This is a genomic window from Paenibacillus sp. J31TS4 (assembly GCF_018403265.1).
Taxonomy (GTDB): Bacteria; Bacillota; Bacilli; order Paenibacillales; family NBRC-103111; genus J31TS4.
In genome coordinates this window covers 232,652-248,253 of sequence record NZ_BOSI01000003.1, presented here as the reverse complement: position 1 = coordinate 248,253, position 15,602 = coordinate 232,652, and the positions used below count along the sequence as shown (strand labels likewise).

The window sequence follows — 15,602 nt, the reverse complement described above, 5'->3', positions numbered from 1 at the left end:
TTGAATGGATGCAGTGCCGGACTTTTTGCTCATTCCTGCTATTGTGGTAGGCGTAATTGTAGTGCTGGGGCTGGCGTTCTGGGCGCGCTACAAGACGGTAGGCCCGGATCAAGCGATGATCGTTAACGGCTCGTTCCTCGGCGCGCGCAACACCCAGACGGACGAGACGGGGCGCAAGATGAAGATCGTGAGAGGGGGAGGGTCCTTCATCTGGCCGATCTTCCAGCAGGCCGAGTTCCTCTCCCTCCTGTCGCACAAGCTCGACGTGTCGACGCCGGAGGTCTATACCGAGCAGGGTGTTCCCGTTATTGCAGACGGCGTCGCGATCATCAAGATCGGCAGCGCGATCGAGGATGTGGCGACGGCCGCCGAGCAGTATATGGGCAAGCCGATCGAGGCGCTTAAGGGCGAGGCCCAAGAGGTGCTGGAGGGCCATCTGCGGGCGATCCTCGGCACGATGACCGTCGAGGAGGTTTACCGGAACCGCGACAAATTCGCGCAGGAGGTGCAGGGAGTCGCAGCCAAGGATCTGAAGAAGATGGGCCTGCAGATCGTCTCGTTCACCATCAAGGATCTGCGCGATAAGCACGGCTACCTCGAGGCGCTCGGCAAGCCCCGGATCGCCGCGGTCAAGCGGGACGCGGACATCGCCGAGGCGGAAGCGATCCGGGATTCCCGGATCCAGAAGGCGCGTGCGTCCGAGGAAGGCCAGAAGGCGGAGCTGCTGCGCGATACGAACATCGCCGAGGCCGAGAAAGAGCGCGATTTGAAGGTAGCCTCCTTTAAGAAGGAGCAGGACACGGCCAAGGCGGAAGCGGACCAGGCGTATCACATCCAGGAGGCGCGTGCGAAGCAGACGGTCGTGGAGGAGCAGATGAAAGTCGAGCTCGTCCGCAAGGACAAGGAGATCGACCTGCAGGAGCGGGAGATTCAGGTCCGGCAGAAGCAGTACGATGCGGAAGTGAAGAAGAAGGCGGACGCCGACCGGTACGCCGTCGTCCAGTCGGCCGAGGCGGAGAAGTCGCGGAAGATGCTGGAGGCGGAAGCGCATCAATACCGGATCGAGGCGGAAGCCAAGGCTAACGCCGAGCAGAAGCGGCTCGAGGGTCTTGCGATCGCCGACGCTGAGCGGGCGAAGGGTACGGCGGAGGCGGAGGTCATCCGGCTGCGCGGTCTCGCGGAGGCGGAGGCCAAGGAGAAGCTGGCCGAAGCGTTCCAGAAGTTCGGCGAGGCCGCGGTGCTCGACATCATCGTCAAGATGCTGCCGGAGCTGGCCGGCAAGGTAGCGGAGCCGCTCAAGAATATCGACAAACTGACGGTGGTCGATACCGGCAACGGAGCCGGAGCCGCCCGGGTCAGCAACTACGTGACCGAGCTGATGGCGACCGCTCCCGAGATGCTGAAGGACGTGTCCGGCATCGATCTGCAGAAGCTGGTGAAGACGCTGACGGACAAGGCGCCGGCGGCCGTTCTTCCCGCCTCCGCGTTCGCCGCTGCAGCCAAGGATAGCAGAGAGAAAGAAGCGGCGGGCCCAGCGCCCGCAGTCGCGGAATAGATGAGGATGCCCCGCTTCCTCGCGGATAGACGGGAGAAATAACGGCGAAAAGGCACAGCATTCGCCGCATTATTTCCCGGGAAGTAATTTCTTGTCGAACGGATGGATCCATGCCGAGAAGCTACTGCACCTGAGACCGCGAGTGAACGGAGAACCGGCAAAAGCCGGCTTCCCTTCGGGGGAGCCGGCTTTCTTTGTGCCTTTCGTGAGCGGCTGGGGCTCTGCCTGCGGCTGCCGATACCAGGTCGGCAGTTGCGCCGTTCAGCCGCGGAGCGAACCGGCCAGACGGAACAGAGCGTCCGACTCATGGACCTGCACACCTTCCGCCTCCAAGAGAGCAGCGGCGCGCATGGCCGCGCCTACAACGTTCGCCGGGACGGGGCGGTATTTGGCCAGCGGCCCCTTCCATACAAACGGAAGGGCTCGAGACACAGCCGCCGCCGCCCGCTCGCCGGTCCGGAATTCCTCCCGCTGGCCAAGCAGGAGAGAGGGGCGGATCAAATGCAGGGAAGGGAAACCTAGCGCCCCCAGCTCTTCTTCCAAGCGCCCTTTGACCCGGCTGTAGAAAAAGCGGGAGCGGGTGTCGGCTCCCATCGCCGTCACGATGACGAAGCGGCGGACGCCGGCCGCAAGCGCAAGCTGTCCCGCCTCCAGCGGATAGAGGCGGTCGACCCGGTCGAACGCTTCCTGGCTGCCCGCCTGTTTGATTGTCGTGCCGAGGCAGCAGAAGACCGTATCCGTCCGAAAAGCGTCGGTGGCTTCGGACAGCCGGTCAAAGGAGACAATCCGCTCGGTCAGCTTTGGGTGAGAGAGGCCGAGCGGGCGGCGGACGAGAATGACGACAGCAGTGTAAGCGGGATCGTGCAGCAGCTGCTCGAGCAGCTGGCGGCCGACCAGGCCGCTTGCTCCGAGGAGCAGGGCTTGACGGGAAGCGGGCATGACAGGGCTCCTTTCCTGGATAGAAATTGCGAATTGAAGTGCTCTCGCGAGTCTTGACGCAAGGAAGAAAAAGTTTATGATAAGAAGGTCGAATTAAGAAGGAAATTGTGAGAATATGTCGAAATTTTTTTGAACATAGGTAAAGTTCAACGGAGTCTCTCCAGAAGGGCAGCATAGGGTGATCATGAAACATTGGAACGGAGTATGGAAGACGATAACCTTGCTGGCGGTCATCCTGTCCGTCGGACTTGCGTTATGGCTGAGCATGGCGGCGGAGAAATTGAACCGGGGCATGCCCATTACGATCTGGGAATATCATTGGGGCGACGCCCTGGACGATCCGGGCATGAGCGGGCATCTATACGATTCCTCTGTCTGGACGCCGACTGCCAAGCCGCTCAATCCGCCGGGCCGGGACGGCAACCCAGTGCTCTGGCTGCGAACGAAGCTGCCTCCTTCGGAATGGCAGGAGCCGAGCATCCTCGTTCGGATCGATCAGTCGTTCCGGGTTTACGAGAATTATAACTTAATCTACCAATTCGGCAAGTTCGACGCGAATGGGGAGAGCCGCTACCAGGGGACGCCCCCTCGGCTTATTCCGCTCGGCTCGTTTCGGATGGGGGAGCAGATCTACTTCCGGGTTTATTCCGACGGACCGAACATAGGCATGAGCGAGTGGCCGATGGTCGGCTCGCGTTCGGACTTTTTGCTCGCCTCGCTGCGGCAGCAGGCGATTCCGTTCACACTCGGCTGCTTCTACATCTTGATGGGCGGTCTTTCGCTGTATCCGTTCAGCCGGCTCCGGCAGCTCCCGTTTCTGTCGTTCGGGTGCTTCGCCTTTCTGTTCGGCGTCTATTGCTTGTGCCGGACCGCGCTAGTCTATCTATTTTACGACAATCCTCCGTTCTGGATGTATACCGAGCTCATCTCCCTGATCGGCGGGTGCGCGGCTATCATGGCGCTGGTCGCCCAGCTGTTCGCCGCCAAGGACTGGCTCGGCAGGGTCATGATGCTTCTGTGGAAGCTGCATCTGCTCTACGGCGCGGTGTATCTGACGACGGCGGCCTTCGGGTGGGTGAAGGTGCTGGACGGGCTGCGGCTCTACCAGCTGCTCTTGCTGCCGAGCATCGGCCTCAGCCTGTTCTATATGCTCAAATTCGCCTGGAAGGGCAACGGAGAGGCGCAGACACTGACGGGCGGGATGGTGGCGTTCTCGTTCACGGCGCTGATCGACATCTGGGACAATATCTTTCTTCCGGACTTCGACCTGCCGTCGGTGACGTATCTAGGAATGCTGTACCTCGTCTTGTCGCTCATCGTCGTCCTGATCGGAAGGGCCAAGGAGGTGCTGAACCGGCTGCGCTCGTCCGAGAAGCTATCCATCGCCGGACAGCTGGCGGCAGGCATCGCTCACGAAATCCGCAATCCGATGACCGTCATCTCCGGCAATCTCCAGCTCATGCTGATGCGCAAGGAGCAGGAGAGCAGCGTTCGTCTCATGCTGTCGGAGGTAAACCGCATTAACGAGATCATGAACGAGTTTTTGGTCCTCGCGCGGCCGAATGCGCCCCAGTTTGTGGATTGCGACGTCGGGCGGTCTCTGCAGGATGTGCTCGATCTGTTCCGGAACCAGGCAGACACGCGCGGCATTACGTTCGATTACAATCGGGTCGGCCTGCCCTGCGTACTGAGGGGCGATCCGAACCAGCTGAAGCAGGTGTTCATTAATATCGTGAAGAATGCGATCGAGGCGATGCCGAACGGGGGACGGATCTGTGTTCGGATTGTCAAAAAGAGCCGGGACCGGTTCCTGATCCGGATCGCCGACGAAGGAACAGGCATCGACGAGAAGGATTTGGCCAAGCTGAGCACGCCCTTCTTCACGACCAAGGAGAACGGGACAGGGCTCGGGCTGTCGATCAGCCGCAAGATCGTCGAGGAGCATGGGGGCACGCTTCGCTGGAAGGCAGCCTATCCGAAGGGCACCGTCGTCGAGATCGAACTGCCTGTCCGGGTCAAATGGTGGGCGCCGGTCAGGGAGCAGGAGCCATCCGAGGCCGGCTTGTGAGGAAGACGGTCGGCGGGTATACTGGAAAACGAGAAGCGAATGGCGAGTGCCCGGAACGAATGGAAACGGATTTCGCAAGATGGGGACCAGAAGGCGGGCAATGAGGGAGGCAAGAAGGACGTGAGCGTGGATCGCAGGAAGATGATCGTGGAAGCGGCGGGTAAGTCGTTTTCGCTGTTCGGCTACAAAGCGACGACGATGGACCAGGTGGCGAAGATCGCCAACGTCGGCAAAGGCACGATCTATACGTTTTTTTCCAACAAGGAAGAGCTGTTCGATGAGATCATGCGGAATTTCATTGCGGAAATGAAGGATATTGCGGAGCGGAAAATCGAGCAGGGTGCCCCGTTTTTGGACAACCTGAACCGGGTGCTGTTCGAGATGCTGGATTTTCGGAAGACGCACGAGCTGACGATCAAGCTGTCCCACGAGGTCATGGAGCTCGGCACGCCGGCCGCCCAGGATGGGATGCGTAAGGTCGAGCAGGCGATCCTTGCCTACTTGAGAGGGTATATTGAAGAAGCGGTCGCCCAAGGGGATCTGCGGGCGTGCGATCCGGAGAAAACAGCCTTTGTCATGCTCAAGCTGTACATCGCGCTCGTATACGACTGGGAGCGTTCCCACTCTCCGCTGTCCAAGCAGGAGATTGCGGAGCTGTTCCAGCTTTATCTGATAGAAGGCTTGGCACCCGCCCGATAAACAGGCGGGTGTTTTTTTATGGGAGCCAAGCCCCGTCTCCCAGCCGACGCCTCGTCTAGCGAAGCGCAGCCAGCCCCAAGCGGTCCGCCGTCTCACGGACGACGGCGGCGAGCGGCTGCCGCACGACCGGCTCGCCGGCGGCCGCGTTCACCAGCTCCGCCGCCGGCGCCATGGAGAGCTGCGCCGCACAGACGGAGCGGTCCGGCTGGCTGCGGAGGAGCCGCTCCAGCCCGTCCCGGACGGCGGCCCGATAAGCGTCGGCGCGCCCTTGCATCAGCAGCGGGAACGTATCCGGCAGCAGTACGGCCTCGGCTGCCGGAGCAGGGAGCCCGCGTGCTTCGGCTTCGGCGGCAAGCCGCTCCATCGTGCCCTGGACGGTGGCGGGGTTCGTAAAAACGAGCGTGAGCGGCGTCCGTTCTCCGCACAGCTCGGCGAAGAAGGGCGCGTCGATCGTTATGACCGGCGTCTCCGTGCTGCTGTCAGCTTCGGGCGGGAGGTAGGCCGCGAACAGCGTGCAGGTGACGAGGACGCCGTCGGCGCCGGAGCCAGCTATCCAGCCGAGCCTGTCGGCGACCTGGTGCCGGATGGCGGCGGAAGAGAAGCCGGGGTCGGATTTGCGGCGGTCGAAGCCGGGATCGACGTAATGCACCAGCTCCACGGCGTGCGAGGCGAAGCCGGCCTCCACAAGAGGGATATTGGAATGATGAGCATGCAGACAAGCGAGCGTGCGGGTCAAGGAACCGTCTCCTTTCGGCCAGTTGGTTTATCGGGTGAATCATTCCCCATAGGAAGGATCGAACAGAACGACCCGCTGCCGAGTCCGTGGACTAGAGCGGGTCGTTTTTGCTGGATAGGGACGGCTATCTTACGTCCCGCTTGGCGAAGACGAGCATCGAGAGGCCGAGCAGCAGGGCGATGTAGGCGGCGATGACCGTGAGCGAGAGGCCGAGCGTGAAGCCGGCCGGCGGCATGCCGCCCCCGCTGACGAGCGGGTCCGGATCGTAGACGGCCAGATCGGTATGACGGAAGATCAGCAGCTTGGACCAGCGGTATTTGCTCACCATCATGCTGACGAGGCCCCCGACAAAATAGGCGATGAGCGAGACACTGAGAGCCAGCCCGATCCCGCGCAGCGCAACGCCGAGGAAGAACGAGAGCGACGTTAGAAACACCATGCGGGGCAGATCGTACACCGCCGTTTTGATGAGCACGAGAGCCGGGGGCGTATCCGCCTGAATGCCGAACAGCCCCGTTCCGATCAAGAGGCCGCCGGCGACGATCAGCGCGTCTGCCGCCAGCAGCACGAGCAGCACTGCGACGAACTTGGACAGGAGGATGGAGGTGCGGCTCGACGGGCGGATGAGCAGCTGCTTGATCGTGCCGTCCCGGTATTCCTCGGAGACCGATTGGGCGCCGATGGCGAGTGCGAAGACGGTCACGAACAGGCTGAGCCCCGCGTACATATTCGAGGCAAAATCCATCTGGTCGATGCGGGCGGCCGTCTCGGGAGCGCCGAACCGGAAGACGAACCCCGCTCCCAGCAGTACGATGATCAGGAACAAATAAAAATAGCGCGTCTGGCGCTTGCTGTGCAGCTTCATCAGCTCGTTGCGGACCAAGGCGAAGAACATCAGACACCGCCTCCTTTCGTTAGCTCCAGGAACGTGTCCTCAAGAGAAGGGGCCAGTGTCCGGATCTGGTACAGCCGCAGTCCGCCCTCTGTCAGTACGGTCACGAGCTCGGGAATTTCCTCGCGTCCGAGCTCGACGGTCACCTGGTTGCCCTCAATCAGCACCCCGGCGAACGCCTGCAGCAGGACGGCGGCCCGGGCGCCGTCGCTCACCTCGAAGCGGACCGGCAGCCGCCGGTCCTCGCTCTCCCCTCCGGGATGCACGAGACGCTCGTCCACCAAGCGGCCCTCCTGAATAATGAGCACCCGGTCGCACATCAGCTCGATCTCGCTCAGCAGGTGGCTCGAGACGATGATGGCGAGCCGTTCCGTTCGGGCGAGCAGGCGCAGATAATCCCGCAGCTGGCGGATGCCGGCAGGGTCCAAGCCGTTCGTCGGCTCGTCCAGGATCAGGATGGAAGGGTGGTGCAGAAGCGCTTGGGCGATGCCGAGCCGCTGCTTCATGCCGAGCGAGTAGGTGCGCACCTTCTTGTCAATCGCATGCTCCAGATCGACGAGCCGAACGACCTCCGCCATCCTCTCGGCGGAGACCGGGGTGGGGCTCATGCGGGCAAAATGCAGCAGGTTCTTCCGGCCGCTCATATAGCCGTAGAGCTCCGGATTCTCAACGATGGCGCCGACATGGGCCATCGCCTTGCCGCGCTCCTTGCGGATATCGTGGCCGGCTATCGTAATCGTTCCCTTGGTCATCGAGATGAGGCCGACCATCATGCGGATCGTCGTCGTCTTGCCCGAGCCGTTCGGCCCGAGAAAACCGTATATTTCTCCGCGTTTGACGGAAAAGGACAGGTTGCGGATGATCTCGGCGCCGCCGATCGTCTTGGAGACGTTCTCGAGACGGACCACCGTTTCTTCGGTTGGCACTAGACTTCCTCCTTGGGGCCGGAGCCCAAATTTGTTCCCTACCATCATAGGAGATTCCGCGTCAAAAAACAAAGGGGCACTCCGAAACGGGGAGCTGGCGGGCAATAAGCCGGTAAGGAAGAGGAGGGGAAAGAGCGGACAAAATCGGAGGAGATTCGGAGTGGGCGTGCGAGAACGTAAGAGGCTGGCCGGATGCCAGAGAAGGGACGGACACGCCGTCCCTTCTCCCAGTTCCTGTTCCCCTTCCCGCCTCTCGGGTTTCCTAGCCCGTTGAAGGGGCGGGAGGCGTTTGCCCGGCGAACAGCCCCTCCTCGTCGCTCTCTCTCGGCGGACACTCTGCCCGCTCTCTGCGTTCCCCTCTGTCCGGGGGGAGAGGGTACTTCGCGGTAAGCCGGGAGGCCGGCATCGTAATCAGCTTGGGGACGAGGAGCTCCGTCCGCACATGCAGCCGTTTCCGGCCTTCGGGGTGAAGCACGGTCAGAAGAAAACGAAGGTAGGCCTGCGTCAGCCGAGTCGTCCAGCCGGGAGGCAGGTCCTGGACCGTGAAGCCGAGCCGGCGGGCTCCCCGGTGAATGATGCTGATGCCGTATAAGCCTTTGACGCTGCGGAAGGCCGGGTTGGTCTGAAGCAGTCTGCTAAGCGACGGCAGCAGGCTGCCCGTCCGGTGGGCCAGCTGAAGAGCGAGCTGGACCTGGCTGCCGGTCTGGCGGCTGAGCCTGAGCAGCTCGGCGTTGTCGAAGTGCAGCTCCGCGACGGTATCGCCGGGGAGGAGCTGCTCCCCGTCCGAATAGACAATCGGCTCGCCTTTGTAGGAACGCACGCGCAGCTTGAGCAGCGGGTCGGTGGGGTCGACCGGCCGGATGCGGAACAAGAGCAGGAACAGCCGCTCCCAGCCCATCCAAAGGCCGACGAACGCCCGCTTTGCCCATCCTTTGGACGGGACGCCGGACGGCGCATCCGGCGTAGAAGCAGCCGCCGCCATGGAGTTCCCGGCTGTGGCCGTTCCGGCGGCAGGCCCGCCTGCGGCTGGCGCGGGATGCCCATCGCCGGATGCGTCTCGTAACCGGGTGCCTCGGCCGGGTGCAGCCGTGGATTCAGCCTGCGGCTCTTGGGCGACAGCCGCCTGGAACGCGGCCGCTTCCTGCCAGCGGAACGCCGGCTGAGAGCCGCCCGCGGCCGTGGACGGCATGAATTCGTCGAGCCGCACGAACCGGAGCGGTCCCCGGTTCCACTCCTCCAGCGCTCCTTCGAGAGCGAGCAGCATCTGCTGGGGAGCGTCGGGATCGGCCCCGAGCGTGGCCCCGCTGTCATGCAGGAGGACGACGGAGCCTCCTTTGACGCGCCGGAGCAAGCGCAAGCGGAGCGTGTCCGCGCCGGGCCGGCTGTTCCAGTCCCGGATCATGACGGACCAGAGCACAATCGGATTGCGCCGGGTGAGCAGCAGGTCTCCGAGATTGAGCACGCCCCAGGGAGGCCGGTAATAGAACGGACGGACGCCCGTGATGCTCTCGACGATGGCGGCCGTCCGGTCGATCTGGCGCTTGCGGACGGAGGACGCCCGCAGCAGCCAGTTCGAGACATGGCGGTAATTGTGAATGCCGATCAGATGGCCCTCTTCCTGAATCCGGCGGATCAGGTCGGGATGGGCCTCTGCTTTGTGTCCCAATACGAAAAAAGTAGCCCGTATCCCATGCTTCCCGAGCAAATCGAGCAGGCGTGGGGTATAGGCCGGGTCGGGGCCGTCGTCAAACGTCAGGGCAACCGTATCGGGGATGCGGCCTTTGCGGATCACCCTCCAGCCGAACACGCGTGTGAGCAGCCAGGGGGTGGCCATGTACAGCCCGACGTAGGCGAGGACGGCATAACCAGCGTAGTACAGCACAGCACCGTTCCTCCTTCGATCCCATGGTTAGCGGGCGGCAAAGGCTGCCCGGGTTTTGCGGAGAGCTTTCGCCGGCATCCGGACGATCGGACTCTGTCCGCTATCGGCGCTCGCCTGCAGCACGGCCCGGAGCGTCTTGAAGGCAGCGTTGCGCGTCCGCAGCATGCTGGCTCTCGCCCGCATCGCCTCCAGCTCCTCTGGATGGGCCAGCAGACGGCCGAGCAGGGCCGACGGTGCCTCTCCGGGAGCCGCCTGGACGGCCAGGCCGGCGCGGTTCAGGTAGGCGGCATTGTCCTGTTCTTGGCCGGGCAGCGGCTTGACGAGCAGCATCGGCAGCTTCATCGCCGTCGCTTCTGCCGTAGAGAGACCGCCCGGCTTGGTGATCATCACATCAGCCGTAGCCATCAGCTCGTGGATCTCCTCCACGTAGCCGGTTACTACCAGCTTATGCCGGCATTGCCCGGCTCTTGCCTCCAGCTGCCGCTTCAGCTTGTCGTTGCGGCCGCAGACGATTACGAATTGAACGAGCCGCCCGCCGTAATCGGCAGCCAGCATATCGTCCAGGCCGCGTCCGAACATGCCGAGACCGCCTCCCATGACGAGCACCACCTTGGCCTTCCGGTCGAGGCCGTACTTGTCGCGGAGGGCCGCCCCATCCTGCCGGACGGCGAATTGGGGGCGGATCGGAATGCCGGTCACCGAGACGTCCGACGGCTGCACGCCTTGGCGGACCAGCAGGTCGCGGACCTGCTGCGAGCCGACGGCATACCGGTCGGTGCCCGGATGGACCCAGTAGCTGTGATCGGTATGATCCGTGATGACCGTGACGGTCGGCACCGTCGTTAGCCCGTGTGTCTTCAGCACAGACATGGCTGCGGCCGCCGACGGAAACGTGCTGACGACGACGCTCGGCCGAACCGTCAGGAGCAGCTCCAGCATGCGGCCCAGCTGGAACAGGCGGATCCGCTTGAACAGCTGCGAATAGGTATTATCTGTTCTTGTCAGGCGGAACAGGTAGCCGTACAGAGAAGGAAAATGCTTGATCCACTGCAGGTAGCAGTATTTGCCGAGCTGATGAATACGCGGATGCGTCCATTCCATGAAGTCGACCACCTCGACTTCTGCCTCGGAATCATAGTGGCCGCTTGCTTCGAGAAGCGCCTGCGCCGCCTGCTTGTGCCCGTCTCCGAGACTTCCGGTGAGGATCAGGACTTTCGGTTTTTGCAAGGTTGGAAGCAAGGTCGTACCCCCCTTAAACACATTGTGATTCGTCTCTTTAAAGTTTAGCCGGCTTGCCGGAGCCCCGGTATCGTCCGGGGACGGTGCCGGCACCTGGACTTTGGTCCGGGACTTGACCAGACCTGAACGGTTGTCCATTCTCGCCCTTGCCGTCTCTCTTTATCATAAGCGAGATTCCTTACTAAATTTCTTGGGAAATCATAAAGATTTTCTTAACAGTTCTGCGCTTCCCAAGCTTGGCGATCTAAATCCGGCTTGGCTGCTCCAGGAAAACATCCGCGCGCAGCGATGGATGGCCGCCATGCGAAGCGAGAAGGCACCCCGCGCTGGAGCACGCGAGGGCGCGTAAAGGCGCTTCCCCAAGCTTGGCGTCAAGGCATCACATCCGGGAAGCACTGCGCCAAAAGCGCATAAAGACGCGTCCCGAGCGGCCCGGCAGCGGGCCAGGCGAGCGCGGACTGTGTCCCCCGAGTTCCTAACCCGAGCCAGCAGGGCCTGTTGTCTTTCCGACAGGAGGACAGCAAGTTCTTTTCTTTCTTATTGTATACCCCATTTTCAGCAGAAGGAAAGTGGTCATAGGACCTGGTCACTGCCTTACGTTATACTGAAAGCGATGTCACAACTCTCGGGAGGGCCATATGGACAAAGTGAAGCTCGGGATCATCGGAATCGGCAATATGGGCACCAGCCATTCGGGCTACCTGGCGGCCGGCGAAGTAGACGGCGCCGTGCTGGCGGCAGTATGCGACGAACGCGAAGACCGGCTCGCATGGGCGCAGGAGCGGATGGGAGAAGGTGTCAAGAGGTTTGCGAGCGCGGACGAGCTGATGAGGTCCGGCGAAGTGGACGCGGTGCTGATCGCGACGCCCCATTACGACCATCCGCCGCTTGCGGTTCAGGCGTTCCGCCACGGGCTGCATGTGCTGACGGAGAAGCCGGCGGGCGTCTATACGAAGCAGGTGAGGGAGATGAACGAAGCGGCCCGGGCGAGCGGCAAAGTATTCGGGATCATGTACAACCAGCGGACCAATCCGCTGTACGCCAAGCTTCGGGAGCTCGTCACCTCGGGGGAGCTCGGAGAGATTCGCCGCACCAACTGGATCATTACAAATTGGTACCGGCCCCAGAGCTATTACGATTCCGGCGGCTGGCGGGCGACGTGGGCCGGCGAGGGCGGCGGTGTGCTGCTCAACCAGGACCCGCATCAGCTTGATCTGTGGCAGTGGACGGTGGAGATGATGCCCAAGCGGGTGCGGGCATTCTGCGCGTTCGGCAAGTATCACACGATCGAGGTAGAGGACGACGTGACCGCGTATGTCGAGTACGAGAACGGGGCGACCGGCCTGTTCGTCACGACGACCGGAGAGGCGCCGGGCACGAACCGGTATGAGGTCTCGGGGGACCGCGGCAAAATCGTCATCGAGGACGGCCGGCTTGTCTTTTGGCGGCTGCGCGAATCGGAGCGCGCGTTCAACGCTCGGTACACGGGAGGCTTCGGCCAGCCGGAATGCTGGCGCTGCGATATCCCCATTGCCGGCAAGGAGACAGGACATAAAGGCATTACGCAAAACTTCGTGGACGCGATCCGCAAGGGAACGCCTCTGTTGGCGCCGGGGGAGGAAGGCATCAAAGGGCTGACTCTCTCGAATGCGATGCACTTGTCCGCGTGGACCGACGGGTGGGTGGACCTGCCGTTGGATGAGGAGCTGTATTATAGCAAGCTGCAGGAGAAAATCCAGACTTCCACGTTTCGGAAGGAGACGGCGGAGCGGACGATGTCAACCGAAGGCACGTATTAAAGGCATCCGGCGAAGCGGCCGTGGAAGGAGTCCTTAGGCGCGCTCGGCACCACCGTTCGGCGCCGGAAGCCCCTTTGGCCGGGGGCGCTCGGATGCCAAGCCAAGCAATAACGCCATAGAGCCTGCGCAATCCGCGCAGGCTTTTTTGGGCTGCGCGGATTGCGCAGCCTGCCGGTCTCCGGTCAGTTCGTCTCTCCGGTCGCTGGATCGACCGGCGGGATCGAGCCGGGAGCCGCGGGCCGCCCAAGCGGCGGTGTGGAACCGGCGGAGGGGCTCGCATCCGCCAGCGGCTCCGTGCCGGAGGCCGGGCCCGCACCGGGGAAGGCGGGAGCCGGCCCGGGATCGGCGGGCGTCCCGCCGGGCGGCAAAGCGGCCGCGGACGGACGCGCGCCCGCAGGCGACGCCGTGCCAGCGGGCGGGCCGTCGCCGGGGAAGGCGGGAGCCGGACCGGGATCGGCCGGAACCGCCAGCTGTCCCGCGGTGCGGTTGCTCACCGAAACCGAATCCCGCGGCGCCGCCTCGCCCGACCGGTCCGCCTCGCCGAATAGCGCCCGGCTCAGCTTGGACAGCTTCTCCATCAGCTTGCCGGAGCCTAAGCCGGTAAGGAACGACAGCCCCATCTTGCCCTCAAGCGAATCGGACAGCTTCAGCAGGAACAGGCCGCTGTCGAGGAGCAGGATGAGAAAGACGGCTGTACAGGCGCACAGCCAGGGGCGGGACAAATACCAGTACGTCCAGCGCAGCCCCGTCGTACCGTCGAAGAACCGATGCAGGTTGCGGAGGGCGTAAATCGTGCCGCCCAGCGCTCCGCTCAGTCCGAACAGCCCGGTGTCCCGCAGCTGGACGAGCCCCAATCCATGCCAGTCCCCCGCCGGACTCATGGCGAGCAGCAGCAGCGTGGCTGCCATACCGCCCAGCAGCCACCCGCCGAGATACAGGAAGATGATGCGGCGCCGCCTCTGTTCCTCCGCCATGTTCTCACTTCCTTTGCGCATAGTGGGTGATACAGTGTATGCGCGGGAGTCAAGCGGGTATGAGCAGCTGCTCGGCCAAGCAAAAAAGGGCGGGGCGCGGCAGAGGACCGGATTCGAGGAGCGGCGGGCTTGCGGCCTAAGCCGTTGTTCGGCGCTGACGGCCGGCCGCTGGGGAACCAGGGTTCCGCCTAACCCAACCGGTCGGGTCCCTTTCGAAGGATGGTTGACCCACCAAGGGGCTTCGCCGCGAGCGAAACAGGGAAGCCGCTCTCGGGGAGGCGTGCGGGCAGCAAAAAAGCGCTCCGCCTGGCCGGTAAGTCCGGACAAACGCGAGCGCTACAGCGGATGGGATTCCAAATAGTCCAATAATTTCTGCGAACCGATATGAGGGCTCTCGGGCTTCTGGATGCCGCGCATCCATGCCCGTCTGCGTTCGAACTCGTCGCGGTGGCGGACGAGCCGCTCAAACCAGCGGTCGATCGTAGAACGTGAGACGATCTCCTCGGCATAGCCGTTTTCGAGGAAGTATAGGCTGTTCTCTTCTTCCTGCCCGGGAATCTGGTTATAGAACAGCATGGGCAGGCCTTTGGCCAGCGCCTCGGTGCTCGTCATGCCCCCGGGCTTGGTAACGAGCAAATCGGCTGCATCCATCAGTCGGTCCACCTGCTTGGTGAAGCCGAGCAGACGGATGTTCGGATGGGCCAGAGCGGGCTCGCTCTCCATCTGCTCACGCAGCTTGTCGTTGCTGCCCGTGCAGAAGACGAGCTGCAGCCGGTCCCTCCATTCCGTCATGTAGCGGATCAACGCCTCGTCGCCCAGCAGTCCCCATCCTCCTCCCATGACGAGGACGGTCGGCAGGTCGCGCAGACCAAGCTCCTCCCGCGCGGCCTGCTGGTCGCGGGTGATCCAGAAGTCCGGGTGAACCGGAATACCCGTCACCTCAACGCGTTCTTCGCTTACGCCGTGCGCGAGCAGCTTGCCGCGCACCTCGGGCGTCGAGACGAAGTACCGATTGACCTCGGGATCGATCCAGGTGCCGTGCGCGTCGTAATCCGTAATGACGGTAATGAGCGGCACCTGCAGCCCCGCCCGCTTGAGCCGCGAGACGACCACATTGGGGAACGGGTGCGTGCAGACGATCAAGTCGGGGCGGAGCTGACGGATGATGGCCGCGGTGCGCCCGTAGAAGATGCGGTGCAGCGCGAGCTGGGTGAGCTTGTTTAGAGACTTTTTGTATTGATACCGGTAGAGCATCCCGTACAGCTTGGGCTGGCTCATAACCGCCTTGCGGTAGGCGGAAAAAATCCACGGCGCGATCGTCGGATGCTGGAACGCTCCCAGCTCCAGCACACGGGTCAGCACGTTCGGAGACAGGCTGCGCAGTCCCACCGAGAGGGCGTGGGCCGCTTGCGTATGGCCGGAGCCGAAGCCCTCGGAGAGTAGGAGAACGCGTTTTTTCTTCACGAAATTTCACCTGTCCTCATCGAGCCCGACAAGGTGCCGGCCTGGCCGGATCGGGCAAACTAATCGTCTTTCTATTATACGGGAAGGATTTGCTCTTATGAAAGCCGATGACAAGCGTGTTACATCATACCACGAGAAGGGAGAGAAAACCAAGAATCCGTGTGCCCGAGACCGGCCGTGCAAGATTAGCCGGGCGCCGGCGCAGGCTTGCGTTCGAGCGGCTCAGGGAGTCAGGCGGGGAACGTGCCCCGGTCGTTCTTTTTTTATTCTTCGTACCGGTTCGATTGGGCACGCCATTTGGGACGCTCGTTCATATACTGAACTATATACGCCGTGTAACATAGGGCGGCAGCCTTTGCGGGTTTAAGACATGGAGCCGCCGTCAACACTGGGAGGGAGAGGCCGGCTGCTTGACAGCCGCGATGAATG

General features: G+C 62.7%; 12 protein-coding genes. 4 read left to right on the top strand and 8 right to left on the bottom strand.

Annotation, left to right across the window (positions count from 1 at the left end; translation table 11 throughout):
• Positions 1-4: 4 nt before the first annotated feature.
• Positions 5-1,555 carry a flotillin lipid rafts scaffold protein FloT gene (locus tag KJS47_RS16030; protein WP_283772087.1) on the top strand — a complete coding sequence of 517 codons (1,551 nt, stop codon included), beginning with the start codon at positions 5-7 and terminating at the stop codon, positions 1,553-1,555.
• A gap of 261 nt (positions 1,556-1,816) precedes the next feature.
• Here KJS47_RS16030 and KJS47_RS16025 read toward each other — a convergent pair whose 3' ends face one another.
• Positions 1,817-2,494, bottom strand: coding sequence for an oxidoreductase (locus KJS47_RS16025; RefSeq protein ID WP_213526072.1), 678 nt, complete (start codon positions 2,492-2,494; stop codon positions 1,817-1,819).
• A 184-nt stretch (positions 2,495-2,678) separates the two neighbouring features.
• On the opposite strand from KJS47_RS16025, the gene KJS47_RS16020 reads away from it, so the two are divergent.
• Both KJS47_RS16020 and KJS47_RS16015 read left to right on the top strand, forming a co-directional pair.
• Complete coding sequence (locus KJS47_RS16020) at positions 2,679-4,562, top strand: ATP-binding protein (protein ID WP_249716487.1); 1,884 nt, start codon at positions 2,679-2,681, stop codon at positions 4,560-4,562.
• A gap of 120 nt (positions 4,563-4,682) precedes the next feature.
• A complete protein-coding gene (locus KJS47_RS16015) occupies positions 4,683-5,261 on the top strand; it encodes a TetR/AcrR family transcriptional regulator (protein WP_213526336.1) in 579 nt (192 codons plus the stop codon).
• 55 nt (positions 5,262-5,316) lie between these two features.
• Here KJS47_RS16015 and KJS47_RS16010 read toward each other — a convergent pair whose 3' ends face one another.
• The 5 genes from KJS47_RS16010 to KJS47_RS15990 all read right to left on the bottom strand — a co-directional run bounded on the left by KJS47_RS16010 (position 5,317) and on the right by KJS47_RS15990 (position 10,936).
• On the bottom strand, positions 5,317-5,997 hold the full coding sequence (locus KJS47_RS16010; protein WP_213526070.1) for a hypothetical protein: 681 nt from the start codon (positions 5,995-5,997) through the stop codon (positions 5,317-5,319).
• Between the two features lie 124 nt (positions 5,998-6,121).
• Entirely contained in the window at positions 6,122-6,892 is a 771-nt protein-coding gene (locus KJS47_RS16005) for an ABC transporter permease (protein ID WP_213526069.1), read from the bottom strand.
• The gene (locus KJS47_RS16000) at positions 6,892-7,815 is read right to left on the bottom strand and encodes an ABC transporter ATP-binding protein (RefSeq protein WP_249716444.1); all 924 of its coding nucleotides are present in this window, start codon (positions 7,813-7,815) and stop codon (positions 6,892-6,894) included. Before KJS47_RS16000 ends, KJS47_RS16005 begins: the two co-directional genes overlap by 1 nt.
• Positions 7,816-8,077: 262 nt before the next feature.
• The gene (locus KJS47_RS15995; protein WP_249716443.1) at positions 8,078-9,697 is read right to left on the bottom strand and encodes a polysaccharide deacetylase family protein; all 1,620 of its coding nucleotides are present in this window, start codon (positions 9,695-9,697) and stop codon (positions 8,078-8,080) included.
• A gap of 27 nt (positions 9,698-9,724) precedes the next feature.
• Positions 9,725-10,936, bottom strand: coding sequence for an MGDG synthase family glycosyltransferase (locus KJS47_RS15990; protein ID WP_249716438.1), 1,212 nt, complete (start codon positions 10,934-10,936; stop codon positions 9,725-9,727).
• 638 nt (positions 10,937-11,574) lie between these two features.
• Between KJS47_RS15990 and KJS47_RS15985 the strand changes: the two genes are divergently transcribed.
• Entirely contained in the window at positions 11,575-12,735 is a 1,161-nt protein-coding gene (locus KJS47_RS15985; protein WP_213526067.1) for a Gfo/Idh/MocA family protein, read from the top strand.
• Positions 12,736-12,917: 182 nt separating this feature from the next.
• Here the strand turns inward: KJS47_RS15985 and KJS47_RS24275 are convergent, their stop codons facing one another.
• Both KJS47_RS24275 and KJS47_RS15975 read right to left on the bottom strand, forming a co-directional pair.
• Complete coding sequence (locus tag KJS47_RS24275) at positions 12,918-13,709, bottom strand: hypothetical protein (RefSeq protein WP_213526066.1); 792 nt, start codon at positions 13,707-13,709, stop codon at positions 12,918-12,920.
• A gap of 336 nt (positions 13,710-14,045) precedes the next feature.
• Positions 14,046-15,173 (bottom strand): MGDG synthase family glycosyltransferase, encoded by a 1,128-nt coding sequence (locus KJS47_RS15975; RefSeq protein ID WP_213526065.1) that lies wholly within the window; start codon positions 15,171-15,173, stop codon positions 14,046-14,048.
• Between the last annotated feature and the right edge of the window lie 429 nt (positions 15,174-15,602).